At 46.2% G+C, this 22,023-nt stretch carries 33 protein-coding genes and 1 pseudogene; 14 read left to right on the forward strand and 20 right to left on the reverse strand.

Annotation, left to right across the window (positions count from 1 at the left end):
• Positions 1-29 precede the first annotated feature (29 nt).
• Together HMPREF9065_RS03230 and HMPREF9065_RS03225 are read right to left on the reverse strand one after the other, a co-directional pair.
• Positions 30-617 (reverse strand): aminotransferase class IV family protein, encoded by a 588-nt coding sequence (locus tag HMPREF9065_RS03230; RefSeq protein ID WP_021616432.1) that lies wholly within the window; start codon positions 615-617, stop codon positions 30-32.
• A gap of 2 nt (positions 618-619) precedes the next feature.
• On the reverse strand, positions 620-1,597 hold the full coding sequence (locus tag HMPREF9065_RS03225) for an aminodeoxychorismate synthase component I (protein WP_021616433.1): 978 nt from the start codon (positions 1,595-1,597) through the stop codon (positions 620-622).
• 94 nt (positions 1,598-1,691) lie between these two features.
• Between HMPREF9065_RS03225 and HMPREF9065_RS03220 the strand changes: the two genes are divergently transcribed.
• Both HMPREF9065_RS03220 and HMPREF9065_RS03215 read left to right on the forward strand, forming a co-directional pair.
• Positions 1,692-2,258 (forward strand): anthranilate synthase component II, encoded by a 567-nt coding sequence (locus tag HMPREF9065_RS03220; protein WP_021616434.1) that lies wholly within the window; start codon positions 1,692-1,694, stop codon positions 2,256-2,258.
• A 151-nt stretch (positions 2,259-2,409) separates the two neighbouring features.
• A complete protein-coding gene (locus HMPREF9065_RS03215; protein WP_021616436.1) occupies positions 2,410-3,354 on the forward strand; it encodes a 2-hydroxyacid dehydrogenase in 945 nt (314 codons plus the stop codon).
• A gap of 264 nt (positions 3,355-3,618) precedes the next feature.
• Here HMPREF9065_RS03215 and HMPREF9065_RS09725 read toward each other — a convergent pair.
• The 16 genes and pseudogenes from HMPREF9065_RS09725 to HMPREF9065_RS03145 all read right to left on the reverse strand — a co-directional run bounded on the left by HMPREF9065_RS09725 (position 3,619) and on the right by HMPREF9065_RS03145 (position 12,392).
• Positions 3,619-3,968 (reverse strand): annotated as a pseudogene (locus HMPREF9065_RS09725) (Mor transcription activator family protein).
• Between the two features lie 3 nt (positions 3,969-3,971).
• A complete protein-coding gene (locus HMPREF9065_RS03210) occupies positions 3,972-4,442 on the reverse strand; it encodes a gp16 family protein (RefSeq protein ID WP_021616438.1) in 471 nt (156 codons plus the stop codon).
• 76 nt (positions 4,443-4,518) lie between these two features.
• Positions 4,519-4,749, reverse strand: coding sequence for a DUF551 domain-containing protein (locus HMPREF9065_RS03205; RefSeq protein WP_021616439.1), 231 nt, complete (start codon positions 4,747-4,749; stop codon positions 4,519-4,521).
• Positions 4,746-5,450 carry a DUF2786 domain-containing protein gene (locus HMPREF9065_RS03200; protein WP_033002615.1) on the reverse strand — a complete coding sequence of 235 codons (705 nt, stop codon included), beginning with the start codon at positions 5,448-5,450 and terminating at the stop codon, positions 4,746-4,748. Before HMPREF9065_RS03200 ends, HMPREF9065_RS03205 begins: the two co-directional genes overlap by 4 nt.
• Before the next feature lie 4 nt (positions 5,451-5,454).
• The gene (locus tag HMPREF9065_RS03195; RefSeq protein ID WP_021616441.1) at positions 5,455-6,003 is read right to left on the reverse strand and encodes a hypothetical protein; all 549 of its coding nucleotides are present in this window, start codon (positions 6,001-6,003) and stop codon (positions 5,455-5,457) included.
• Between the two features lie 11 nt (positions 6,004-6,014).
• On the reverse strand, positions 6,015-6,191 hold the full coding sequence (locus tag HMPREF9065_RS03190; protein WP_021616442.1) for a hypothetical protein: 177 nt from the start codon (positions 6,189-6,191) through the stop codon (positions 6,015-6,017).
• A gap of 2 nt (positions 6,192-6,193) precedes the next feature.
• Positions 6,194-6,388: a hypothetical protein gene (locus tag HMPREF9065_RS03185; protein WP_021616443.1), complete on the reverse strand. Its 195-nt coding sequence runs from the start codon at positions 6,386-6,388 to the stop codon at positions 6,194-6,196.
• 1 nt (position 6,389) lies between these two features.
• A complete protein-coding gene (locus tag HMPREF9065_RS10225) occupies positions 6,390-6,554 on the reverse strand; it encodes a hypothetical protein (RefSeq protein ID WP_021616444.1) in 165 nt (54 codons plus the stop codon).
• A gap of 9 nt (positions 6,555-6,563) precedes the next feature.
• Entirely contained in the window at positions 6,564-6,752 is a 189-nt protein-coding gene (locus HMPREF9065_RS03180; RefSeq protein ID WP_021616445.1) for an ANR family transcriptional regulator, read from the reverse strand.
• A gap of 135 nt (positions 6,753-6,887) precedes the next feature.
• Positions 6,888-7,409 (reverse strand): host-nuclease inhibitor Gam family protein, encoded by a 522-nt coding sequence (locus HMPREF9065_RS03175; protein ID WP_021616446.1) that lies wholly within the window; start codon positions 7,407-7,409, stop codon positions 6,888-6,890.
• A gap of 12 nt (positions 7,410-7,421) precedes the next feature.
• Positions 7,422-7,763, reverse strand: coding sequence for a hypothetical protein (locus tag HMPREF9065_RS03170; RefSeq protein ID WP_021616447.1), 342 nt, complete (start codon positions 7,761-7,763; stop codon positions 7,422-7,424).
• A 2-nt stretch (positions 7,764-7,765) separates the two neighbouring features.
• Positions 7,766-8,944 (reverse strand): AAA family ATPase, encoded by a 1,179-nt coding sequence (locus HMPREF9065_RS03165; protein ID WP_021616448.1) that lies wholly within the window; start codon positions 8,942-8,944, stop codon positions 7,766-7,768.
• 12 nt (positions 8,945-8,956) lie between these two features.
• Positions 8,957-10,729 (reverse strand): DDE-type integrase/transposase/recombinase, encoded by a 1,773-nt coding sequence (locus tag HMPREF9065_RS03160; protein ID WP_021616449.1) that lies wholly within the window; start codon positions 10,727-10,729, stop codon positions 8,957-8,959.
• Positions 10,730-10,740: 11 nt separating this feature from the next.
• Positions 10,741-11,685 carry a hypothetical protein gene (locus HMPREF9065_RS03155; protein ID WP_021616450.1) on the reverse strand — a complete coding sequence of 315 codons (945 nt, stop codon included), beginning with the start codon at positions 11,683-11,685 and terminating at the stop codon, positions 10,741-10,743.
• A gap of 9 nt (positions 11,686-11,694) precedes the next feature.
• Entirely contained in the window at positions 11,695-11,994 is a 300-nt protein-coding gene (locus HMPREF9065_RS03150; protein ID WP_021616451.1) for a helix-turn-helix domain-containing protein, read from the reverse strand.
• A 158-nt stretch (positions 11,995-12,152) separates the two neighbouring features.
• Entirely contained in the window at positions 12,153-12,392 is a 240-nt protein-coding gene (locus HMPREF9065_RS03145; protein WP_021616453.1) for a DNA-binding protein, read from the reverse strand.
• A gap of 256 nt (positions 12,393-12,648) precedes the next feature.
• Between HMPREF9065_RS03145 and HMPREF9065_RS03140 the strand changes: the two genes are divergently transcribed.
• Genes HMPREF9065_RS03140 through HMPREF9065_RS03130 form a run of 3 tightly spaced genes read left to right on the forward strand, consistent with a single transcriptional unit; the run spans position 12,649 to position 14,010 of the window.
• Positions 12,649-13,014: a helix-turn-helix transcriptional regulator gene (locus HMPREF9065_RS03140; RefSeq protein WP_021616454.1), complete on the forward strand. Its 366-nt coding sequence runs from the start codon at positions 12,649-12,651 to the stop codon at positions 13,012-13,014.
• A gap of 26 nt (positions 13,015-13,040) precedes the next feature.
• Positions 13,041-13,739: a hypothetical protein gene (locus tag HMPREF9065_RS03135; RefSeq protein WP_021616455.1), complete on the forward strand. Its 699-nt coding sequence runs from the start codon at positions 13,041-13,043 to the stop codon at positions 13,737-13,739.
• A 22-nt stretch (positions 13,740-13,761) separates the two neighbouring features.
• Positions 13,762-14,010 (forward strand): hypothetical protein, encoded by a 249-nt coding sequence (locus HMPREF9065_RS03130; protein ID WP_021616456.1) that lies wholly within the window; start codon positions 13,762-13,764, stop codon positions 14,008-14,010.
• 1 nt (position 14,011) lies between these two features.
• On the opposite strand, the gene HMPREF9065_RS03125 is transcribed toward HMPREF9065_RS03130, so the two are convergent.
• Together HMPREF9065_RS03125 and HMPREF9065_RS0109505 are read right to left on the reverse strand one after the other, a co-directional pair.
• On the reverse strand, positions 14,012-14,389 hold the full coding sequence (locus tag HMPREF9065_RS03125; protein WP_021616457.1) for a hypothetical protein: 378 nt from the start codon (positions 14,387-14,389) through the stop codon (positions 14,012-14,014).
• A gap of 1 nt (position 14,390) precedes the next feature.
• Positions 14,391-14,741, reverse strand: coding sequence for a Gp49 family protein (locus tag HMPREF9065_RS0109505; RefSeq protein ID WP_021616458.1), 351 nt, complete (start codon positions 14,739-14,741; stop codon positions 14,391-14,393).
• 156 nt (positions 14,742-14,897) lie between these two features.
• Between HMPREF9065_RS0109505 and HMPREF9065_RS03120 the strand changes: the two genes are divergently transcribed.
• From HMPREF9065_RS03120 to HMPREF9065_RS03080, 9 genes are all read left to right on the forward strand, one after another.
• Positions 14,898-15,266, forward strand: a complete 369-nt coding sequence (locus tag HMPREF9065_RS03120; RefSeq protein WP_021616459.1) for a putative holin — start codon at positions 14,898-14,900, stop codon at positions 15,264-15,266.
• 2 nt (positions 15,267-15,268) lie between these two features.
• A complete protein-coding gene (locus HMPREF9065_RS03115; RefSeq protein ID WP_051264484.1) occupies positions 15,269-15,910 on the forward strand; it encodes a transglycosylase SLT domain-containing protein in 642 nt (213 codons plus the stop codon).
• Positions 15,901-16,347 carry a hypothetical protein gene (locus HMPREF9065_RS03110; protein WP_021616461.1) on the forward strand — a complete coding sequence of 149 codons (447 nt, stop codon included), beginning with the start codon at positions 15,901-15,903 and terminating at the stop codon, positions 16,345-16,347. Before HMPREF9065_RS03115 ends, HMPREF9065_RS03110 begins: the two co-directional genes overlap by 10 nt.
• Positions 16,348-16,446: 99 nt before the next feature.
• Positions 16,447-16,797, forward strand: a complete 351-nt coding sequence (locus HMPREF9065_RS03105; protein WP_021616462.1) for a hypothetical protein — start codon at positions 16,447-16,449, stop codon at positions 16,795-16,797.
• A gap of 1 nt (position 16,798) precedes the next feature.
• Positions 16,799-17,104 carry a hypothetical protein gene (locus HMPREF9065_RS03100; RefSeq protein WP_033002616.1) on the forward strand — a complete coding sequence of 102 codons (306 nt, stop codon included), beginning with the start codon at positions 16,799-16,801 and terminating at the stop codon, positions 17,102-17,104.
• A gap of 8 nt (positions 17,105-17,112) precedes the next feature.
• Positions 17,113-17,652, forward strand: a complete 540-nt coding sequence (locus HMPREF9065_RS03095) for a DUF3486 family protein (RefSeq protein WP_021616464.1) — start codon at positions 17,113-17,115, stop codon at positions 17,650-17,652.
• Entirely contained in the window at positions 17,652-19,262 is a 1,611-nt protein-coding gene (locus tag HMPREF9065_RS03090; protein ID WP_033002617.1) for a terminase large subunit domain-containing protein, read from the forward strand. The genes HMPREF9065_RS03095 and HMPREF9065_RS03090 overlap by 1 nt, the downstream gene beginning before the upstream one ends.
• Before the next feature lie 2 nt (positions 19,263-19,264).
• Positions 19,265-20,767: a DUF935 domain-containing protein gene (locus HMPREF9065_RS03085; RefSeq protein ID WP_021616466.1), complete on the forward strand. Its 1,503-nt coding sequence runs from the start codon at positions 19,265-19,267 to the stop codon at positions 20,765-20,767.
• Entirely contained in the window at positions 20,760-22,013 is a 1,254-nt protein-coding gene (locus tag HMPREF9065_RS03080; RefSeq protein WP_021616467.1) for a PBECR2 nuclease fold domain-containing protein, read from the forward strand. Before HMPREF9065_RS03085 ends, HMPREF9065_RS03080 begins: the two co-directional genes overlap by 8 nt.
• Positions 22,014-22,023 lie beyond the last annotated feature (10 nt).

Consider the following 22,023-nt stretch of genomic DNA (forward strand, 5'->3'; position numbering starts at 1 on the left):
TAAAAACCGCACGTTTTACGTGCGGATTGTTATTCCAATCCATTCAACGCATTGATCAACCTGATTTCTTCAAACAAACTCAAATCCGTGGCTAAAATCGACCGCACTTTTATACGACCTTGGGCTAATAATGTCGCCCGTTGGGTGCCCTCAAGGAGTGGCGTGTCGGGCGTGAACCATTGTGTGCCCTGGCGGAAAATAAGGTTGCCGATAGTGCAATCGGTGACATATCCGTTTTTGATGATCATGATTTCATCGCAATCGCTTTTTTGCGCGAGTAATTCGTTTAATAAAGTGCGGTCAGTGAATTTCAAGCCGTAGTCAATGTGGTCGCAGACAATCGGTTTAAAGGTGCGGTAATGTTTACGCTGGTAAGGAAAATAACGGCATTGAATTTGCTCCGCATTGTAATCGATTCGGCAACGAATCAGCGGTTCGGCAGTCAGTTCGAGCGGTACACGAATATGTTCGGCAAGCTGAAAAATGCGAGGAAAAACGACCGCACTTTGTTTGCCATAAAACGCCTGTAAACTGCGTTCGTAGCGTTGTTGATGACGTTCGATATTGCGGATCCTGCCTTGTTCGATGGCAAGGGTTTCAAATAAAGGAAATTCCATGGTTAAACCTTCTGTAACGGCACATACACTTTCTGAATCAATTCTTGATATTCTTCCTGTGCGTCACTTTGAATGGTAATGCCACCGCCACTGCGGAAAACAAAGCCTTTTTCTGTGTTTTCAATAAAACGAATTGCCACCGCACTTTGTAATTTTTCACCGTCAAAAATACCGAATATACCTGTGTAATAGCCACGAGGTTGTTGTTCGGCCTGTTGAATAATTTGTACTGTTTTTTCTTTTGGGGCGCCACTGATGGATCCGGCGGGTAGCAATTTGGCAAGAAGAGAGCCGATTTCTTTCTGCCAGTTTTCCGCCAATTCACCACGAATTTCAGAACTGGTTTGCAAAATGGCGCCGCGTTCGGTTTGGATTTCTTCCACATAACGAAAGCGAGTCACTTGAATGTTTTCAGCAACGGTGGCTAAATCATTGCGCATTAAATCCACGATGGTGTAATGTTCTCGCTGTTCTTTCTGATTGTTGAGCAAGGTGGCTTGAGCATAGGGTAGTGTTGCATCAATCGTGCCTTTCATCGGATAAGTGAAAATATGGTTGTCGTATAAATTGACAAAACATTCCGGTGAAAAACACACAAATTGATCTTTGAACAACAATTTATACTTCGCTTGGCTCTGTTGGAACAGTTGGCGCAGTGAATAATTGGTTTCAATCGGTGTCGGGTAGGTCAGATTCAGCAAATAGGAATTGCCGAAGTGCTGTTCTTGTTGTACTAAATCAAACCCCTTTTGATATGTGGCAAAATCCATTGGCTGTTTATGTAAATAAAAAGGCACTATCGGTAAATCTTCCCGCCAATTCACGTTGGTATAGTCGGGAAATTGGACGAAAATCCCTTGTTCTGCCATTTCATTTAACGGACAGAATATCGGTTTTTGTTGCTCAAAATCGATTAAAAAGAAGAAGGGCGTTTTCGCTTTGCCAAATTGGTTCACTTGTTGAATAAAATCTTGCCACATAACATTATCTCGTGAAAAATCGGCGAAAATTTTAGCTTAAATCGCCATAAAATTATATACTTCACCGCCTATTTAGCCCTTTGAGAAAGATGTTATGTCACTACTGATCATCAATAATCACGATTCTTTTACGTTCAACTTAGTGGATCTCATCCGTCGTTTGGATGTGCCATTTCAAGTGGTTAATGTGGAAGAACTGGATTTAGATGCCGTAGGCGATTTTTCTCACTTATTGATTTCTCCCGGCCCTGATGTGCCGCGCGCTTATCCGCAATTATTTGAGCTGCTGGCGCGTTATCAGCATAGTAAATCCATTTTGGGCGTGTGTTTAGGGCATCAAATGTTATGCGAATTTTTTGGTGCAGAATTACATAATCTTCCGTCCCCTCGTCATGGGCAAGCCAAGCGGTTGCAGTGTGTGGCGGAATCCCTTCTCTTTAAAGATATGCCGCAGGCTTTTCAAATTGGCTTATATCATTCTTGGGCGGTAAGTGAGCAGAATTTCCCAAGCGCATTACAAATTACCGCCCGTTGTGATGACAACATCATTATGGCCATGCAGCATAAAACGTTGCCTATTTACGGGGTACAATTTCATCCGGAATCCTATATTTCGGAATATGGTGAGCAAATTTTGCGAAATTGGTTGCAGGAATCTTAAGAAGAGCCATCAAAGTGCGGTGCTTTTTCGCTGCGTTTTTAGATCGAGATCACACAAATCATAAAAATCCTTTCTCTCCCTTGTTTTTGCGCAAAGGCTTCTTTAAGGTTAGACGCTATATTCAAACGTTGTCAAACTAAAGGAGTTTTTGATGAACATTGTTTTTCTCGATCGTACCAGTATTCCCGCAAGCCATGATATTCCACGCCCAAGCTTTCCACACACTTGGACGGAATATGACCGCACTTTGCCGGAGGAAACCTTTGAACGCACCAAAGACGCCGATATTGTGGTGACCAACAAAGTGGTGTTTGACCGAGAATTATTAAGCCGATTACCGAAATTAAAACTCATCGCCATTACTGCCACCGGTACCAACAACATTGATTTAGATGCCGCGAAAGACTTGGGTATTGCCGTAAAAAATGTGCCCGGTTATTCCAGTGTGGCCGTGCCGGAGCATGTATTGGGCATGATTTTCTCATTAAAACATAGCTTTATTGGGTATCATCGCGATCAAGTGACCTCTGATCGTTGGGCCACCTGCGGACAGTTCTGCTACACCGATTACCCGATAACAGATGTGCGCGGCGCGACGTTAGGTGTATTTGGTAAAGGTTGCTTAGGCACAGAGGTGGGTCGCTTGGCGCAATTATTGGGTATGAACGTGTTGTATGCGGAACACAAAGGTGCAAGCCATATTCGTGAAGGCTACACTGAATTTGAAACCGTATTGAAACAAGCGGATATTGTTACGCTGCATTGCCCGTTAACCGACACCACCAAAAATTTAATCAATGCGGAAACGTTGGCATTAATGAAACAGACCGCTTATCTCATCAATACCGGGCGAGGCCCATTGGTGGATGAAGCTGCATTATTAGATGCGCTAGAAAACGGCAAAATTGCCGGTGCTGCCTTGGATGTGTTGATCAAAGAACCACCGGAAAAGGACAACCCGTTAATTCAAGCAGCAAAACGTTTGCCAAATTTATTAATCACGCCGCATATTGCGTGGGCGAGTGATTCAGCCGTCACCACCTTAGTGAATAAAGTCGCGCAAAATATTGAAGATTTTGTGATGCACGGTAAGTAATTCTTATTTCCTGTGGTATTATGTGGCGCCTAAAAAGGGCGCCATTTTTTATGGCAAATCGTATTTTTTAACTTAAAGAAACCTCTAAAATGATCCACAGTGATATAAATAATATAGTCTAAGCGACATAAATGGGACTTATGGGGATAATCCTTGAAGAAGTGGGATAAAGAAATGAAAAGCCATTACAGTATGTGAAAAAGAATAATCATAAAAATAAACAATAAAAAGGCTCTACAAAATTAGATCGGTAGAGCCGTTATTTTATATGAACATGTCAGGTTGTTTCTCTTTAATTATTCTATCCTGCACACGCTTAACAATCTTCCTTAAAGCATTCTCAGTCAGATTATAACGACGCCCAAGTTCGCCCCAATTTCGACCGTTAAAACTGTTATAAATATCCAAGTCCGCTGGGCAATCTTATATCTGTAATCTTTAGGAAAGCATATAACTTGCCCGGCATATTCTTCGGATAAACAGTTGGCAACGCTGACGCCAATCTGCTCACAAATGTCCTGCCCTAAGTTGTAATTTTTACATAGCGCAATCACCAACAATTCGATTTCTTCCAGCAATTCGTGCCGGCGGATTTGCATTAGCGACTCTTTCATAAATTACTCCTTAATCATTCGTTTTTGCCACTGTTTAAGGCGTTCCAATACAATTGATGCCTGCTCATTGTTGAGCCAACTTACGAATGGAATCGGCTCACCTTGCGCATTTTTAGCAATATTTTTAACGAACGCATTCAGGCCATCTTCGCTACGGTCACGAATAATGCCCGCTTCTGCCATCTCAATCCATTTCGCGCGGATCTTTTTAACGATATTGCTACTCACCGGGGCATAACTTGGCGGAGATTTGCGTCTGCCGTCTTTAAAACGCCCTGCAACGACCTGAAAACCGCGTTTTTTCATGGCATCCACGACCTTGTTTAACTCAATCAAATTCATCTGCGTGCAGCTATCTTTGCCCACTGTATTAACAAGAAAAAGGCGATACACCTCTTTATCCATCTGTAACTTACTTTTTCCGATATGAATAAGTTGAATTAACTGCTTTCTTCTTACTTCTTTTTGTTCCATTTTGTCCTCTCCGTCATATGACTAAGCCTTCTCTCGCGAGAAGGCTGAATAATATGTTAGATTTTAAGAATGAAGCCTATTCTAATGGCGGTTGAGGTAATGGTTGCCAATGTGTAACCTGTTCACATGCTCCATTAAAGCCATAAAAACGATTCCCATGCACTCGATACGCCAAAAAGTAAGTTTTTGGGTCATCTTGTTCTTCAACACCAAAACACATTACTACATCACTTCGCGCGAATCCATTATGGTCAAATATTTCAGGCAATCTCTCACTGCACTTAATCCATCCATTGTTTTCACTCATTTTTTCACCCCCAACTTAACCGTTTCTTTACCATTTACACCGTGATTCAGCGTAACTTCTTTCCCTTGTTTATAGCCTGCACTTTGCGCCAAACCGTAGTCTTTAGAGTTTCCTTTCTCACGTATTTTGGTTTCGCTCCATTTCTCTTCTTTAAATGTTTCGGCTTTGTAGCTTTCCATTTTTTGCTTTTCTTCCGGTGTCATTGCAAATCGTTTAACGTTCTGATTCACGCCGACAACCCAGCCTTCGCAAAATGAATCGCCCCGTGCAATCAACGTACTACGTTTTAGACGTTTGCTTTGGGTATCTAAAAACGCTTTGCGCGCCGCTTGTAATCGGCGATATAGCACGTCAAAACAGTAAGATGCGATTTCAGGGCGTTCTTCCGCGCCATAAAACACAACGTGCATTTTGTTTTCGCCGTATTCATTCCCGGGATACATGTTAGATAGATAAGCCTCAACGCCAAATGCCTTTGTAATCACAGAGGTCAGCATGTGCACATATCTAGCGGATTTCATAGCAGTTTTCTGCTTAGCGTGGACTTGGCTAAATTCAATTTGTGATTGATTAAGCTGATTCTCCGCCATTAGTTTTTGTGCCATTGCCAGTGCGCTTGCCGCTTCGTGCGGGTTGGTTGACTTACTCAATGCCAACAATTTTTTGATTTTTCTGAGCAGTTTGTCTTGTTCCATACTCATTGTTTTACTCCTCAACCAATTCAACATCTTCAAATTTCAAAATCCAGCCACCTTGTCGCTCTGACTTGCCCAAACTTTCCATTTCTTTGTTGTATTGATTCTGTTTTTCCGTTAATACACAGTATCTTGCGGGGTCGTATTCGTAGATTCGGTTTATAATACCGACTGCCTCGTTATAATGAGCCGGTAGGCGTACTTTAGCTCCCACCGGAAAAGGTGGTTTAATGTCATTATCCTTAACCCATTGCTGCTCTTTTTCTTTTAGTCTGTTTGTGACAAAAAAGTCAAAATGTTGGATTTTATCCCAATCATCAGCTGTAAACTCCCAATCATAATCCCGGATTAAGGTGTTCATTAAAACTTGTGGATCCTGATATAAATAGAGCTCGTCAATTAATGCTTCATAGATTCCATCTCTAAATTCTTCTGCAACTAAAGCGTCCTCATGGTAAGAATCTGGGTAATGCTGTTTAATAAAATCATGCACGGTTTGTTCGGCAAAACCTTCGTCGTTATAAGTCGGTCTTGGTACCGGCGGAGTATATCTTTTCATGTTGTTTTTCCTTATTGCTCAAGTATCGGCGTAATTTTCCAAGCTACCTGTTTCATTTCTCGGCTTGCCGCTTGTAACAGCTTCAAGCACGCTTTATCGTCATCTTCAAGCCACATATCTTTCGCCATTTCCACCTGTTCGAGAATGTGCGCCAGTTGTTCGGTGACTCTGATTTTTTTTTCGCTCATTTTCAAAGCTCCGCAAGTTGCCCTTTGTATTTTTCCTCAAGCGCCATCAATACTGCACGGTCTAACCAGTCTCTGGTTTGTTGGGTTTTGTGTGCATGAATAATGGCTGACATTGATTTCTTTTCTTGCGGGGATAATTTGCCGGTTAGAATCAATTTTTCAGCGCGTTCCGCTTCATGTTTTTCCGGGTGCCACATATCAGATCTCCTCCGTTTCAATCACATCATCAATCTCAGTAATCGTGTGTGGCATGGCGTTGATATCCATCTCGTTTAAATCAAGTTTGTTTAACGCTTCGCTTGGGGTTTCCGCCTCTACGGTTACTTCAACCATACAATAAAGGCGTGCTACATATTTCGGCATGTTGTCCTCCTAGTGTTGTTTTTTTGCCATTTTGTTGCAGTGTTCTGCGCGTGCGCAGCACCAGTTGTGTTCGTCTGAATTTTCAGTGGTAAGGCTGGCTTTTAACCAACCGTTGTAAGCGCGGGCATATTCGCCTGCCCGTTCCCATAGGGCAGCATCGTTGCTTAACTTGCGATACATTTCTCGTCTTTCTTCCATATTTTCTTCCTGAGTATTCAGCCCATTTATACAATGGGCTGTATCTACCTATTTAATAGCCGGCTTTATCTAACAATCCCACAATCACGGTTAATACGATTCCGATGATAAGATACGTCAATGGGTCTGTAAGCATTACGCCGCTTCCTGTTCAAATGGGGTGATCACAAAGTCTTCTACGCCGCTAATCACTTTAATGCCCGCAATGCCGGCGACCGCGCTTTTCTCGTTGAGAATAGCTTCCTTGTTGATTTCTTCTTTCACCCGGATAAAGCGTTCAAGCCCGTGAATACGTAAGTTTTGCAATACAGACTCCACCCCGGTGACTTTCACGCTCGGGTTGCGCACCCGCCAGGACACTTCGCCCGTCACCAAATTGGCGGTTTTGGTTTTGCCACCGTTGGTGATTTGGTCACGATTTGCTTCGCTCCAATATTGCACCCCGTTAGAAAGGGTTTTAATGCGTTCCTGCAACGGGGCGAACTTGTCTTTGTATTCTTCGGTGATTGTCGCGATTTTGTCGTTCATTTCCGCCTCCAGGCGTGCCACCTCGCGGTTTAAATCGCCGATGGTTTTAATATCGCCGGCGGCATCTTCGCGGGTTTGCGGGACATAAATTTGCGCGGTTGCTTTAACTCGGGTAGCTGATTTAGCCATTTAATAAACTCCTTAGTGAATAGTGATGTCAGGTTGATTTTTAGGGAAAGAAAACATAATGCGACAACCGGCAATCATGGTTTCTGCGGTGCAAATAATGTGATCGTCTCCCTCGTTGCTTTGCAAAAACACCTCCGCTTTGCCACGGGCGACCCAGCGGCGGGTTAATGCGTTGTGTCGTACGGTGACAATCGGCACCGGTGCCAGAAAAACATGGCGTACGACTAAGCCGATTCGGTTGCACTCCATCACGGCTTTCTCGGCTAAATTAAGCTGGCTCAAGGCGTGCATGGTCGCCAGGCTTAACGGTTTCTGCGGTTTGGCTTGCGCCTGCTTCGCTTTTTTAGGTTTCATTTTTAAACCCCTTTAATCACATCGGCGGTAACTAACGGTGCGCCAAGTTCTGCGGCAAGATTCATCGCCCCGGTAATCAAATTGCCCACTGCGAGTGGGTATAGCAGGCTGTGTTGGGTTTTTGCCCGGCTATTAGTCATCACTAAGCGGTTGCGTAATGCGTCCAACGCATCACGGTCAAAAATGTCGGCAGTTTTGCGACCCACCGCTTTCAACCGCCACGCCACGTATTCTTCGAGGCAGTTATCTAACGGCGCCAGCTCGACAATTTCGCAACGTTGCACTACTTCGCGCACCTCAAAGTTGCGTTCTGAGAGTTTCTGTTTCAGCTCTGGTTGGCCGATTAACACGATAGAAAGCAGTTTTTTAAACCCGTCTTCCAGCTCAAAAAAGCGTTTCAGGTGTTTTAATGTCGGCACCGGCAGACTGTGCGCTTCCTCAATGATTAAAATATGCTGATTGCCGGCACGTGCGCTCTCTTTTAATACGCGGTGTAGCTGGCGGAAACGCGCTTCCGGTGAGCGTTTTACACTTTCCAATGGTGCCAGCGTGTTGATAATGCTTTCCGCAATATGTGCCGCTTTTAAGGTTTTGCCTTTGAGGTCGTTGTCCTCCATGGCGATGATGTAAGGCTCAATCACAATCACCGGCAAACCGTCGTGGTTAATGCGCTCAATCAAATCACGGCGTAGTGTGGATTTGCCGGCACCGCTTTCGCCGACCACCGCCATAAACCCGCCGAAACGTGCGGTTTGGAATAACGCTTCACGTACATAACGCACATCCGGCGAGGAAAATACTTCTTCCGCCGACCGCACTTCGTCCGTAAACGGGTTATTGAATAATGAAAAATGTTTTTTAGTGGCTGGAAATAGCGCCTGTTTTGCGAGTAACATAGTATCTTCCTCTGTTGTTATTGACTGCTCGTCAAGGTTAGGGGAATCCTCCGCAGGCGTTGCCGCGCCTGCGGAATCTTCCATTAAAAGTTCAGAAAGTGCGGTAGAAATCCCCAGTGTTTTTAACACCTCGGTCAACCGCGTTTTAAATTGCTCGGTACCGGTTTTAATCAGCAAACCGTGATTCACTAAATTAGTGATCACCGCCGGGGAAACTAGCAACAGCCTTGCCAGTTTGCGTTGAGAAATGCCTTTCTCTTCTAAAATTGCTTTAAGTTTCAACATAGTGCTGTCCTTTTAGCTGTTCACAACGCGTAACGGTTGCGCCGTTGCCGGTAAGTGCTCAAGGGCAAGTAATGCCTCAAGTTCCGGCTCCGTCATGCCGTTCGGGTAGCGTTGATTCAGCCATTTCATGGTGTCGGCGCTGTATTCATTGCCGAAACGGGCTTTAAGCCGTTTTGCCACCTCAATCGTGTTGAGAGGAGCAAGCTCAACCCGTTTGGCGTTGGCGGTCAATTCGTGCTCTTGTCCGCGTTTCGGCATGAAATCCACATAATCGTGTTCTTTCACCACTTTGAATGGGTCAATACGACCACCAAATAAAGGCGCTTTGGCTTTCTTGGCGGCTTTCACGTCGTCTTCCGTCTCGGCATCATATGCGATGCGCTCTACGGTCTCTTTGTTGTACTCAAACACGCTCTTATTGTGAGGTTTGTACTCTTCTCCGATAACCGCCGCGTCCATGCGGAACCCATGGTCGTCGTATGCCACCGGCTCAACCACCGTCCAGTATTGTTGCCCCTCATCGTCCACTCGTTGTACCTGAATGCAGTCGGGACGGTAAGGGTTTTTGCCAATAGTGATTTCCGTGCCCACCATGGCTTCGGTGATGTGGCGTACATCATAGGTTTTGGCGTCAAAGCTCACTGTTAATTCTGAGCTCACTTTGCGGGTGGTGAGTTTGGTCACCATCAATTCGCGGCAAATAGCAAGACTTGGCGCCATCACTAATTGCTCGGCGGTAATCCCAATCCAAGCTTGATAGCGTGTTTTGTTGTGGCGTGTATGTACGGCAGTACCGTTAAAATAGGTCATCCAACGTCCCGCCAGTTGATTCAGTTCGTCCAACCCGCTCACCCGGGTGAAACGCAAGCCGCTCTCAAACTGACGCTCCACAATATCGTTGCCTTTTTCCACCTGCCCCTTGGCACGTGGTTTACCCGGTGCGTTGACTTGTAATTTAATGCCGAGCTGATTGCACAAATGGGCGAACATAGCGGAGGTATTCGCCGAGCCTGGGTCAAGCATCACCATTTTCGGCACACCACAAAACGGATCTTTTGTATCGCGTTTTTGCATGGCATTAATAAAGCAGTTACATAGATTTTCTGCGCTTTCCCCGCCATACACATACTGCACAAAGATTACCCCGGAGGCATGGTCGGTAATCACATAACGCCACACCCGTTGGTTTTCCACTTTTTTAATGTTGGCCGGCTTGTTTTTATAGAATTCTTTTTCTTCCATAATGTTTAAGCCGTTGCCGCCGTCCGCTTGCTCTTTGAGGTAATACAACACACACAAAGACGGGTCGATTTGCCAACAATGATTCGGGTGTAAACTCTTCATGGCATTCACCGGCGCAGGACGGGACAATTGTTCCGGGTGTAGGTTGTAGGCGCGTAATGCGCGGCTAACCGCACTTTCTGAAAGCAACCGAACTTCCCCAGTGCTTTCGTCGATGTATTCCGCCTTAATCTCACCGTTGGCGCGTAGCACCTCTAACACGCTTGTTAAGCTCGACATCACTTTATTGTGGACCCCGCGCCGACAAGCCAGCCAATAAGCGGAAATGGTTTGTGCTTCGGGGAGTGAAAGTGACACCGCACCTTTATCACTGCGTTGTTTACGCACTTTGGGTGCGCATAGACTTTTAAGCTCGCGCATTAACGTAGCATGGCTGACATTGAGTAACTCACAGGCTTGCGCATACACATCGCCTTTTTTGCCATGTGGCGCATTGGCGGCTTGTTGCGCAATTTCAAGGAGTTTTTCAGGTAAAATCGCCATAACGTAAATCCTTATTGGTTGTCACCTTTTAAAATCGCGTTAAATTCGGCAGAGTAGTCTTTGCCCTCAAAATCTTCGCGCAACCATTCAGGGCGATTGTCACCGTCCGCCAAGCGTGGCAAATTAAAGGCGGTGCGCAACTCGTTAAGTACTAACTCAATCTCCGCAAGCGTCCCCACCATAAATTGTTTATGATCAATGCCGCTTTCTTGTGTATGACTATCCAACGTTTCAAAGGCTTTCCATACTTGTCCGCGCAAAATGGCTTCCGCGTTATATGCCAGTTGCGAGGTTTCCTTGCGTAACAAGCCCCCTTTTTCGTCCGGGCTTAACGTGTTGATGTGGTTTTTCTTTTTCTCGAGCTCAATGTCGAGCTGGTTAATGCGGTCATTTTTGTTTTTTAACACCTTGCTTTGCGCTTCATAGTTGGCGTGGCTTTGTTTTAATTGCCCCTCTAAGATTTGTTTTTCTTGCGCGTGTTTTGCGGTCAATTCTTCGATTTTTTCCAACAATTCTTCTTTGTCGGCGGTTTCGGAAAATTCGGCGTCCACGATTTCGGCGCGGGCATCTTCCGGTAATTTGCGAAGTTTGCGCAGGTCGCGGTAGCCCAAGCCTAGGCGTTGGGAAGTTTCTAAAAAGGTTTCACCAAAATCACTTAAATTTAGTAAATCTGTATCGATTTTTTGACGACTAAAACCGAGCAAATTACAAAACTCATCCCAAGTGCTAACGTGTTGGCAGTTTCCAGAAGCATCATAAATATCTAAGTCTTTGTATTGTTTAGTTTCTTTGATGTTTGCTAGCAACTTTAAAGTGCTAACGGTTAGCAGTTTTTGTGTGAAATCGAATGCTTTAACCATCCCGAATATTTCATGGGCTTGAGTTTTTGCTTGAGTCATTTGTTTAGCTACTAATGAGACCGCACTTTGCTGTTGTTCCATTGTTAACTCTGTCATGCTGTGTCCTTAATAGGCGGCGGTGCCTAAGCGTTGTTTCATTTCGTTAATTTGTGCGCTTGCCTTGTCCATATTGGCGGCGTGGCGCATGGCGATTTGAGCAAAGAGGGAGCTGAAGGCAAACTTGCCGCTCTCCAACTTGATCACAAAGCCTTCATTCTTCAACACATCGAGTGTACGGCTGATGTTTGTCGGGCTTTCGTTAAGTGCTTGCGCAATATCCTTGTTGCTTAAGCCCACAAAAGAATTGTTTTGCAAAACCTTAATGACTCTAAGCGCCCGCTGTGCCGAGTTGATTTTTTCGTTCATTTTGCCCCCGATGTGTGAGGTTCACCGTGCGGTCGGTTTGGGCGGTTTTTTCTTTCCGAATGTGCCTGTTCGGCTTTGTACGCTTTACTGTTCCAGTATTTTTTTAAATACCATAAGCAGACTTTTTCTAAGATTTTCATGATGTTTTCTCTCCTATGTTAAGCCGCGGTTTTATGCGGGGTGTCCGGATTGGGTTTTAGCCCTAACAGCACGGCGGTTTTGTGGGCTTCACCCCATGTGCCTTTGAGTTGTCCGCGCAACAAATCGGAAATCGCTTGTTGATCTACCCCGAAGTATCGCGCCCATTCGCTACGGTTAATGCCGTGGCGCAAAAAATACGCGCGAGCACTCTCCAAGGTTTGCGGATAAGGCAAGGGTTTAAAATGTGTTTTTGGCATTTCGTCCTCTTGTTAAGTTATGGTAAATTATGGAAGTTCATTCAATGTTCTCGCCGGAACAGGCAGAGAAATATTTGGCGGTATTACGCTCTACAAAGCTTGATAAATAAACCATAAGCCTCTCCTGTTTTCTGTGTGTTTATGGTTGGTTTGTTTTTGATGTGGTAAATTATGTCGGAATATTTCCGAAATAACAAGTGAAATTTCCGAAATTTATAAAAATATTTCGGATTATTTCCTAATAAAGGCTAAAAACATGACTATTGGGGCAAGAATTAAGCAATTACAGAAAGAGCTAGGCTATTCAAGTGCGGAGAAATTTGCAGAAGTTTTAGAAAAAACGACTGCTTCACGACTAAGTGATGTGATTCGAGGTAAGCAAAAACTGCCTGATGACTTAATGTATGAATTAATTACTAAGTTTGATGTAAATGCGAATTGGATTATTGCAGGGGTTGGGGATATTTTTATCGGAAAAATTCCGGAAAAAATACTAACAGTCCAAGAACAAACCTTGCTAGAAGACTACCGCGAAAGCAATGAACAGGGCAAAGAGGCGATTGAAAAAACCGCAAAAGCTTTATCGGCAATCGCGACACTTACGAATAATAAAGTAGCTTAATAATTAAAATGGCCTAAGGAGATAATATGATTGACGCAGGGCTACTATATGATGCCAGATTAGCTCATAAGACAGGTGATTACCATTTAGCAAGAGATTTATATCAAAGAATTGCTTACGACTATAATGATTTCAGTGAATGGGAGAAAGAAGCCTTTACTAAAGAAGTCGCAAATTTTGCCGGTGATGACCCGATGTATAGAGAGCTCTTACTTCTCGTTATTTCTCAAATCCAACAAGCTCAAGAACCTATCCTGCAAAGCAAACTAACCAATATCATAAAACAACAATACGGCGAACGCGGAGCGGAATTATTGCGCTATGTACTTTATTATGCTGACTATCGTGATGAATTAAAACGCATTAAAAAAGGGCGTAGTTATTTACTGCTATTGCCGACCATGAAAGTTGAAGATTTCGTTGTAAAAACGCCGAAAGCCCTTAAAAAAGCAAAGGTAAAAGCAATCGAAACACCCGAAGAAACCGAAAGAAACGCAGAAACCGAAAGAAACGAAGAAATCGAAAGAAAAGAAGCGTTAGCTCGATTAAAGCGGTTGCGAGCAAGAGATGCTGAAAATTTGAAAAAATTTAAAGAAGATCAAAAAGTAGAAAATCTTATACGGAAAAAGGAATTGGAAGAAAAGGAATTGGAAGAAAAGGAACAACATATTGCATGCGGTATCATGCTGTTATTTTTAATCATATTTTTGGTGATGATAAGGTAAGTAAAAAGTCTCCGGAGGGAACATGAAAAATCTAGAAAATATCATCATTGAAGAAATGGAAAAACACCATCCAAATCCTGTATCGGACGCCGAATTTTGGCAAAAACTTGAAGAAACCTACAGCGAGTTTGAATTAAATAATGTGGTGATGGGCTTGTATAAGCGTGGCGTAATTGGGTTTATGCCGTACCATAAAAAAGGCTCACCGACAGAACCACCGGCAAGCCCTTATAAAATCGTTTATCGCGCGATGACGCTTCGGAAACGCTAAATCATTCCTCTTCTTGCCCGGTAATTTGCGCAAAAAGTTCTTCTTGCTGGGCAAACACACCTTGCAGCATCACATCAACGCCAACCAATCTGCCGGCATTCCAAAAATGAAGAAATGAGGCAGAATCCCAATAAACGCTTTCAGGTGTGGCGACGATCCATTCCGCTTCAATTTCGCATTCTGCGATTTCCTCGGCGCTGGTCACATAAATAAACTCGCCATCAATAGGCTGTTCTTTGGCTTTTGCAGCGTAACCATAACGGTTACTGCTTTGATGCAAAGGAATCAGAAAAGCGTCGCCATAGTCTTCGGTGGTCACCAAACAATAGCCCGTCGGCGTAATGACAACCTTGGCGATGTTAATTGATTTAAGTTTCATTTTAAGTCTCGCTACGTTGTGTGGCTTCATACATCCGCTGTTTAGCTAAATAGCCTTCCAGTTGCCAAATCTTATCTACCGCATTATCAAATGCAATTTTTCTGCCGATTTCTGCATCATACGTTGCAAGGCTTAAGCACGCACTTTCACCGGTTACAGTAAAGCCGTTTCGCAACGTCAATACGCACACTGTCAGCACGCCATGTTGTAAGTAATCCGCTGTTTTAATCACGGATTGGATGTGTTCATAGGTTAATTTTTCCATTGTTTTTCCTCGTTTTTCGTTATTCGGTAAGGGCGGCAGGTCATAAGGCTTGCCGCGCGGGGTTAAATGCGCAAACGGTTGATACATTACATTGTGAGATCCTTTTCTTGCTGTTTTTCGGTATGCCTAGTTTGCCTGTCCGTGCATCAAAAATATTCTAAACGCGTCCAAAATACGCACACCTCATAAATAGCTAAGCTAAAAACTCCAAACCACCCATTCCATCAAAATCAAGGAGTTTTTATGAAAGGTTTTTTAAACGCATTAAAGCACGGTCGCCTGTTGTCGTGGGTTATTTCCGCCCTGTGTTTGCTGCCCCTCATCGGTTTTATCTCACCCGCACAGCTGCCGGTGGTGTTGTATAAATTGGCTTTAGTATCTATTGCGGCCATTATCGGGTATCACCTAGACCGAGCTCTATTTCCATATTCCAGCCCCGGCAGTTATTTACGTCAGCGTTGGAATAAACGTAAATCAGAAATCGCCCTCCGTCCCGAAAATCAGCCGGAATATCCGATTTGCGATGGCTATTTGACCGTCTTTGCTATAGTGGTATTGCGCCGTGCGCTCATTGTTGGTGCGGTTATTTTGGGTGTGACGTTAGGACTGTAACTATGCGCGTCGTCCATCGCACCAATAAGTGCTTCAAATTTTGCGCCTATGCCTTTGTGGCGCTGTTGCTATCGTCCGTGTTATGCGTGCCGTTAGCCTTCAGCGCGCCGAATCAGGCAGCGCAATACCAACGCACCTTAACCCGCGAAAGCTATGCCGTTTGGGGCTTAAATGCCCCAATCCCTGTATTTGCCGCGCAAATCCACCAAGAATCGCAGTGGAAAACGACCGCACTTTCCCCCGTCGGCGCGCAGGGTTTGGCGCAATTTATGCCGAAAACCGCCGACTGGATTTCGGCGTTGTATCCCGAACTTGTCGATAATCAGCCCTACAACCCCGACTGGGCGTTGCGCGCGTTAGTGCGTTATAACCGCTTTAATTATGAGCGCATCACCGCCCGCACCGAGTGCGACCGTATGGCATTTATGCTGTCCGCGTATAACGGGGGCTTGGGTTGGGTGCAACGTGATAAACGCAAAGCCCAAGCACAAGGGCTTGACCCGCTGACCTACTGGCAAAACGTGGAACTTGTCAACAGCGGGCGCAGCCGTGCCAATTTTGCCGAAAATCGGGGCTATCCAAAGCGTATTATCTACCGCTGGCAACCGCTTTATATCAACTGGGGGATCCCACAATGCTTATGAAAGGCTTAACCGCACTTTTTAAAACCGACATCGGCAGACTCATTTTAAACGTCGTGCTGATTACGCTATTTATCATTTGGAGTTGCTACCAAGCCTATCAGCGCGGTGTCGCCGACACCAAAGCCGCCTACGAGCAGACAGAAAAAATGGCAGTTAAGGGGCAGTTAGAGCGTCTTGGGCGTGACATTATGGCCGCAACTATCGTCAGCCAAGCCACTATTGCCAAACTTGCCGATTACCAAACCGAAGGAGACCGAACTACCTATGAACTACAGCAAACCCTTACGAAAAACGGGCATAGCCGTCGCGATTGCCGCTATCCTGCTGACAGCCTGCACAAACTCGCCGAAGCCCGCGCCCGCGCAGCCAAAACCGCTACCACCGGCATTAGCGGTGCCGTGCCAAGCCCTGCCACCGCTCCCGCAAAACCACAGTGATGCGGTTTTGGTAGCTCTAAAGCAAATGTATGACCTTTACGGCATTTGTGCCGGGTTGCACGTGGATTTAATTAATTATGTGCAAAAGGGGGAGGAAAAATGACGGAAGTCAGCACATGGCAGGTGATCACCTTTTTTGTGAGCCTGGTTATTACCATCATCGGTATGTTGATTGGGTTTGGGAAAATTCTACTTGCGCAGTTTGAGTCCAAACTGAACGAAAAATTTAAGTTTACCGAAACCCAATATCAGCAGCTCCATCAAGACATCAAAGAGGCGCGCAGATTATCGGAAGCCGCCAATAATATCGTTATGGAACTAAAGATAAAAATGCCGGAAGACTACCAAAAACGCGACGACGCAATTCGTAGCGAGACCGTTAATTCGGCGCGGTTTGATGCCATCAATGAAAAGTTAGATAGAGTTATTTTGATGTATGGAAGAAACTAGCATGATTGAATTTGAAAAAAACAAACGCGAACACGTGCGCTGGTTGATTTTATTAACGCTCGACCACGCTCGCCCTATTGGTGCGGCGGAAAGCCTGATTTTAACCACGATTCAAAGCGTGCCAATGCAACTAACTGCCCTTGAGTTACGCCGCGAAATGGACTATCTGGCGGGGCGTGATCTGGTCGAATTGCGTGGACGCGACACCGCCCGTTGGCACGCTAAATTAACCAGTGAAGGTGTTGATTTTGTGGAGTACACCAGTGAGTCTATCCCAGGCATTGCTCGCCCTGAAAAATATTGGTAGGAGGGATTATGCCGAAACGCTCAACCGTCAAACAACTCCCCAAAGCCGTCAAAGACTGGCTGGATGCCGCGTTGGTCGAGAATAACTTTAGCGGCTACAGCGCGCTGGAAGAAGCGCTTAAAGAACGCGGTTACGACATTTCCCGCAGTGCGGTGCACCGTTACGGACAGGCACTGGAGCGCCGTTTAGCGTCTGTGAAAGCCAGTACCGAAGCGGCGAAAATCATCTCTGATAACATCAGCAACGACAAAGGCACACAAAGCGACGCCATTTTGGAAATGATCCAAAGTGAAGTTTTTCATGCTTTGATGAATCTCGAAGAAATCAAGGAAGAAGACGACCCGATGAAACGCCTTGCCGCCTTGTCGTTTGTAGGGAAAAACATCAGCCCGCTGATTGGCGCCAGTATCAATCTGAAAAAATACCAAGCCGAAATCAAAGCCCGCGCCGAAGCCGCCGCACGGGAAGTGGATGAAGTAGTGAAGAAAAACGGATTAACCGAAGAAACTGCCGACCAAATCCGTAAACAAATTTTAGGAATTGTATGATGACCGAGCCTAACTTAGATGCAATCGGTGTTTTACCGTTTGAGCAATCTGCGGTGTCGTTGCAAGTGCAACAACACTATAAAACACCAATGTTGTTGCTGGGTTATCAGCAACGTTGGTGCGCGGATTTGACTCCCGTTAAAGTCTGTGAGAAGTCACGGCGTATCGGTTTGTCGTGGGGGGAAGCGGCAGATTCCGCGTTGCTTGCCGCCTCGCAAAAAGGCATGGACGTTTGGTACATCGGTTACAACAAAGACATGGCGCAGGAATTCATCCGCGATTGTGGTGACTGGGCAAAGGCTTACGGACTCGCTGCCGGCGAAATTGAAGAAACCGAAGAGATCTTCAAGGAAGGCGACGAAGAAAAAGCCATTCTGGCTTATGTTATCCGCTTTGCCAGCGGCTGGCGTATTACCGCACTGTCTTCCCGCCCCTCTAACTTACGGGGTAAACAAGGACGTGTGATTTTAGACGAAGCCTCATTCCACGAGGATTTGGCTGAGTTAATGAAGGCGGCAATGGCGCTTTTGATGTGGGGCGGTCAGGTGCATATCATCAGCACCCACAATGGTGTGGATAATCCGTTTAATGAGCTAATAAGCGATGTTAAAGCGGGCAAAAAGCCATACAGCCTGCACACGATTACCTTTGATGACGCCATTAAAGACGGGCTTTATAAGCGCATTTGTTTACGCTTGGGGCGTAAATGGACACAAGAAGCGGAAGACGCTTGGGTGGCTGAAATCCGCGCGTCTTACGGTGATGCCGCTTCCGAAGAATTGGATTGTATCCCGCGCAACTCGGGCGGTGCATGGCTTACCCGCGCACTCATTGAAAGCCGCATGAGCAAAGACACGCCACTCATTCGCTTAATCAAAAAAGATGAATTTAGTCTTCTTGTCGAGACTGTGCGCTATGCGGAAATTGAGGAATGGTGCGAAGAAAACCTGCTCCCGGTGTTGCAAGCCTTACCGAACGGACAACGCAGTTACATTGGCGAAGACTTTGCACGGAGCGGTGACTTGTCGGTGATTTGCGTGGGACAAGAACAGCCTGATTTAACGCTAAAAGAAGTGCTGGTGCTGGAAATGTCAAAAGTGCCATTTAAGCAACAGGAACAAATTTACTATTACATCGGCGACCGCCTACCGCGCTTATCCAAAGCGGCCAATGATGGACGCGGAAACGGGCAGTTTTTATCTGAGGCGGCATTTGACCGTTACGGACAAGTGGTCGAATCGGTGATGTTAAGCGAATCCTGGTACGCCCAGCATGCGCCACCGTTTAAAGCCGCACTTGAGGACGGTACCTTTCACGGTATTCCGCGCCACGCGGATATGCTTGACGATTTACGCGCATTCCAGGTCGTTAAAGGCACACCGCGAATCCCCGACAAACGTACCACGGGCACCAGTGGCACGCAACGCCACGGTGACGCAGGCATAGCTAAACTCTTGCTCTATTACGCCTATCGCACTGACGAAGGCTTTGAAATTGACTTTAAAGCCGGCAAACGGCGCGATACAGCGGATTTATTCGGCACAAGTGCGGGATTTTCCGCGCATGGATTTGGTACGGTGCGCGGACATAATAATTTTAGAGGATATTAATTATGGGCATTAAAGATTGGTTTAAAAGTAAAAACAAAAAACTGGAAACCAACCGCACTATCGCCGGCACCGGTGACGGGCAGGACATCACCAAAGCCTACATGGGCGAGCTGGCACAGCCGGAAGATGGTGTACTGCGCGGACGCGGCAACGGCGATCTATCACTTTATGAAAAAGTATTAAGCGACGAAGAAGTCAAACGCACCTTTACCCAACGCCAAGATGCCCTCGTTTCCCGCGAGTGGACGGTAGAGCCTGCAAGTGACGAACCGCAGGATATTGAAGCGGCGGATTTTATCCGGAACTGGGTCGCCGAAATCGGCTTTGACCGCATTACCAAACTGATGCACTACGGCATTTTTTACGGCTACGCCGTAGCGGAGCTGGTGTATCGCGTCAATGATGACGGCAAATATGTGGCGGACGTCAAAGTGCGCAATCGTCGCCGCTTCCGTTTTACGCCAAAAGGCGAATTACGCCTACTCACCCGCGCCAATCAAACCACGGGTATCGAGTGCCCGGCACCGTATTTTTGGAGTTTTTGTACTGGCGCCGACCACGACGACGAGCCGTACGGCATCGGCTTGGCGCACTGGCTTTACTGGTTGAGCTTGTTTAAACGTAACGGCGTCAAATTTTGGCTGATTTTTTTGGAAAAATTCGGCATGCCGACGGTGCTTGGGCGTTATGGTAAAAATGCCAGCGAAGCCGACCAGAAAAGACTATTAGAAGCGATAGAATCTATCCAGTCCGACAGTGGCATTGCGTTGCCGTTAGATATGCCTATTGAGCTGTTAAGCCAAGGGCGCACCGGTAATGGATCTTACAAAGAGCTATTTGATACCATGAACGAAGGGATCCAACGTGTCGTCTTGGGACAAACCTCCTCATCAGGTGGCACGGCAGGACGTCTCGGTAATGACGATTTACAGGAAAAAGTACTGGAATCCATCATCAAAGCAGACTCTGATGTCATCTGCGAATCCTTTAACCGTGGCCCGGTGACCTGGCTAACTGAAATGAATTTTGCCAATGCTCGCCCGCCGCGTGTGTTTAGGGTGTTTGATGAGGCGGAAGATTTAAAAGAAAAAGCTAATCGTGACAAGATTATATTTGAAACTACCGGCTACCGTCCGACTTTGGGGCAAATCCAAGCGTCCTATGGCGGCGAGTGGGAAAAGGCAGAATCCCCGAATAATGATGCCCCGGCACCAAAAGAACCTGCTAAGAAAACGGCGGACTTTGCGGGCGAAACGGAAAAAGACATCCCGGGTTACATGGTTAACCAGCTCGACAATAATCTGGCACCGGTGATTGATAACTGGGTGAGCCAAGTGCGGGCGTTAGCCGAGCGCGCGGAATCTTTAGAGCAATTGCGCGATGAGCTGTTAACCTTGATGCCGGATATGAGCCTGGAGCAATACACAGCCGCTATGGCACTAGCACTCAACGCGGCGAATTTAAGCGGGCGCGAAGCGGCGGCAAGCGAGGCAAGTAATGAATAAAGCAACTTACGGGAGCGTGCCGTTTAACGAGCAAATTGAGTTCTATAAGCGCAAAATCCCGACACCTACCGCCACATGGACGGACATTTACAACGCCGAGCATGATTACGCGGCGGTGGTTGCGGGAGCAAACCGCCGTGAAATCATTGAAGACTTTGCCGCCGCCATTAACGACTTTATTGCTAACGGCAAAACGTTAGAGGATTTTCGCAAGGATTTTGACAATATCGTCGCTAAATATGGCTGGGACTATCACGGCGGGCGAAATTGGCGCAGTCGCGTAATTTATGAAACCAACCTACGCTCCAGCTATCAGGCGGGCAGGTACGCCCAACTGCAAGAGCTTAAAGATGTGATGCCCTATTGGGAGTACGTCCACAGTGACGCCGTCAGCCACCCGCGCATTGAGCATATGCACTGGGATGGGTTGATTTTGCGCCACGATGATCCGTGGTGGCAAACCCACTTCCCGATTAACGCGTGGGGCTGTCAATGCACCGTGATTGGGCGTAGTCAAGCCTACATGGACCGCAACGGACTCAAAGTGGATAAGGCACCCAAAATTGAGTGGGAGGAGCGCATTGTCGGCGTACGCGGCTTGAATCCGCGCATTGTCAACGTGCCGAAAGGTATCGACCCCGGTTTTGAACATATCCCCGGCGCGTCACGACTGAAAAGTCAAACTCCACCGCCGTTAGATGATGACGGACAACCGCGCCGCGTGGCGTTTTACCCGCACCGCAAAGATGCCCCAATCCCAATGCCGACCCCGCGTAAGGTATCCAGCAGTTTATTATTGCCGGAAGGCAAGGAAGACGGATTTTACATTAACGAGTTTTTATCTGAGTTTGGCGCGACGCAGGAAAAACCCGCGGTGTTTAAAGACGTACTTGGCGAAAGTTTAGTGATTAGTGATGCCTTGTTTACCTCGCGCAGCGGTCACTCCAAACTCAAAAAGCGCGGGCGTGAGGTATATCTGAAGATTTTGGCGTTAGCATTGAAAACGCCTGACGAAATCTGGACGCGTGCTGAGTATCATCACCACTTGAATTTAACCACCGTACGCCGTCGCTATATTGCTCGTTTTGAGTTAGACGACAGCGGACACAATGTGCCGGCATTGGCGGTGTTTGATGTGGGCAGTGACGGTTGGGATGGTGTAACGATATTTGCGCCGGAAAAGGACGAGTATTTAGAGCAGGTGCGCACCGGTGTGATGTTGTATTACCGGGACGATGAAGACTAAAAAACTCACC

This window comes from Aggregatibacter sp. oral taxon 458 str. W10330 (genome assembly GCF_000466335.1).
In the GTDB taxonomy this organism is placed as follows: domain Bacteria; phylum Pseudomonadota; class Gammaproteobacteria; order Enterobacterales; family Pasteurellaceae; genus Aggregatibacter.

Coding starts and splice junctions, on each gene's coding strand:
- HMPREF9065_RS03090 (WP_033002617.1), top strand. CDS start 17,652: ATGACCGAGCCTAACTTAGATGCAATCGGTGTTTTACCGTTTGAGCAA.
- HMPREF9065_RS03140 (WP_021616454.1), top strand. CDS start 12,649: ATGACTATTGGGGCAAGAATTAAGCAATTACAGAAAGAGCTAGGCTAT.
- HMPREF9065_RS03120 (WP_021616459.1), top strand. CDS start 14,898: ATGAAAGGTTTTTTAAACGCATTAAAGCACGGTCGCCTGTTGTCGTGG.
- HMPREF9065_RS03100 (WP_033002616.1), top strand. CDS start 16,799: ATGATTGAATTTGAAAAAAACAAACGCGAACACGTGCGCTGGTTGATT.
- HMPREF9065_RS03085 (WP_021616466.1), top strand. CDS start 19,265: ATGGGCATTAAAGATTGGTTTAAAAGTAAAAACAAAAAACTGGAAACC.
- HMPREF9065_RS03150 (WP_021616451.1), bottom strand. CDS start 11,994: ATGAACGAAAAAATCAACTCGGCACAGCGGGCGCTTAGAGTCATTAAG.
- HMPREF9065_RS03170 (WP_021616447.1), bottom strand. CDS start 7,763: ATGAAACCTAAAAAAGCGAAGCAGGCGCAAGCCAAACCGCAGAAACCG.
- HMPREF9065_RS03110 (WP_021616461.1), top strand. CDS start 15,901: ATGCTTATGAAAGGCTTAACCGCACTTTTTAAAACCGACATCGGCAGA.
- HMPREF9065_RS03080 (WP_021616467.1), top strand. CDS start 20,760: ATGAATAAAGCAACTTACGGGAGCGTGCCGTTTAACGAGCAAATTGAG.
- HMPREF9065_RS03220 (WP_021616434.1), top strand. CDS start 1,692: ATGTCACTACTGATCATCAATAATCACGATTCTTTTACGTTCAACTTA.
- HMPREF9065_RS03125 (WP_021616457.1), bottom strand. CDS start 14,389: ATGAAACTTAAATCAATTAACATCGCCAAGGTTGTCATTACGCCGACG.
- HMPREF9065_RS03225 (WP_021616433.1), bottom strand. CDS start 1,597: ATGTGGCAAGATTTTATTCAACAAGTGAACCAATTTGGCAAAGCGAAA.
- HMPREF9065_RS03190 (WP_021616442.1), bottom strand. CDS start 6,191: ATGAGCGAAAAAAAAATCAGAGTCACCGAACAACTGGCGCACATTCTC.
- HMPREF9065_RS03165 (WP_021616448.1), bottom strand. CDS start 8,944: ATGTTGAAACTTAAAGCAATTTTAGAAGAGAAAGGCATTTCTCAACGC.
- HMPREF9065_RS03195 (WP_021616441.1), bottom strand. CDS start 6,003: ATGAAAAGATATACTCCGCCGGTACCAAGACCGACTTATAACGACGAA.
- HMPREF9065_RS03200 (WP_033002615.1), bottom strand. CDS start 5,450: ATGAGTATGGAACAAGACAAACTGCTCAGAAAAATCAAAAAATTGTTG.
- HMPREF9065_RS03230 (WP_021616432.1), bottom strand. CDS start 617: ATGGAATTTCCTTTATTTGAAACCCTTGCCATCGAACAAGGCAGGATC.
- HMPREF9065_RS03135 (WP_021616455.1), top strand. CDS start 13,041: ATGATTGACGCAGGGCTACTATATGATGCCAGATTAGCTCATAAGACA.
- HMPREF9065_RS03175 (WP_021616446.1), bottom strand. CDS start 7,409: ATGGCTAAATCAGCTACCCGAGTTAAAGCAACCGCGCAAATTTATGTC.
- HMPREF9065_RS03215 (WP_021616436.1), top strand. CDS start 2,410: ATGAACATTGTTTTTCTCGATCGTACCAGTATTCCCGCAAGCCATGAT.
- HMPREF9065_RS10225 (WP_021616444.1), bottom strand. CDS start 6,554: ATGCCGAAATATGTAGCACGCCTTTATTGTATGGTTGAAGTAACCGTA.
- HMPREF9065_RS0109505 (WP_021616458.1), bottom strand. CDS start 14,741: ATGTATCAACCGTTTGCGCATTTAACCCCGCGCGGCAAGCCTTATGAC.
- HMPREF9065_RS03205 (WP_021616439.1), bottom strand. CDS start 4,749: ATGAGTGAAAACAATGGATGGATTAAGTGCAGTGAGAGATTGCCTGAA.
- HMPREF9065_RS03185 (WP_021616443.1), bottom strand. CDS start 6,388: ATGTGGCACCCGGAAAAACATGAAGCGGAACGCGCTGAAAAATTGATT.
- HMPREF9065_RS03095 (WP_021616464.1), top strand. CDS start 17,113: ATGCCGAAACGCTCAACCGTCAAACAACTCCCCAAAGCCGTCAAAGAC.
- HMPREF9065_RS03145 (WP_021616453.1), bottom strand. CDS start 12,392: ATGCCAAAAACACATTTTAAACCCTTGCCTTATCCGCAAACCTTGGAG.
- HMPREF9065_RS03210 (WP_021616438.1), bottom strand. CDS start 4,442: ATGGAACAAAAAGAAGTAAGAAGAAAGCAGTTAATTCAACTTATTCAT.
- HMPREF9065_RS03155 (WP_021616450.1), bottom strand. CDS start 11,685: ATGACAGAGTTAACAATGGAACAACAGCAAAGTGCGGTCTCATTAGTA.
- HMPREF9065_RS03115 (WP_051264484.1), top strand. CDS start 15,269: ATGCGCGTCGTCCATCGCACCAATAAGTGCTTCAAATTTTGCGCCTAT.
- HMPREF9065_RS03105 (WP_021616462.1), top strand. CDS start 16,447: ATGACGGAAGTCAGCACATGGCAGGTGATCACCTTTTTTGTGAGCCTG.
- HMPREF9065_RS03130 (WP_021616456.1), top strand. CDS start 13,762: ATGAAAAATCTAGAAAATATCATCATTGAAGAAATGGAAAAACACCAT.
- HMPREF9065_RS03180 (WP_021616445.1), bottom strand. CDS start 6,752: ATGGAAGAAAGACGAGAAATGTATCGCAAGTTAAGCAACGATGCTGCC.
- HMPREF9065_RS03160 (WP_021616449.1), bottom strand. CDS start 10,729: ATGGCGATTTTACCTGAAAAACTCCTTGAAATTGCGCAACAAGCCGCC.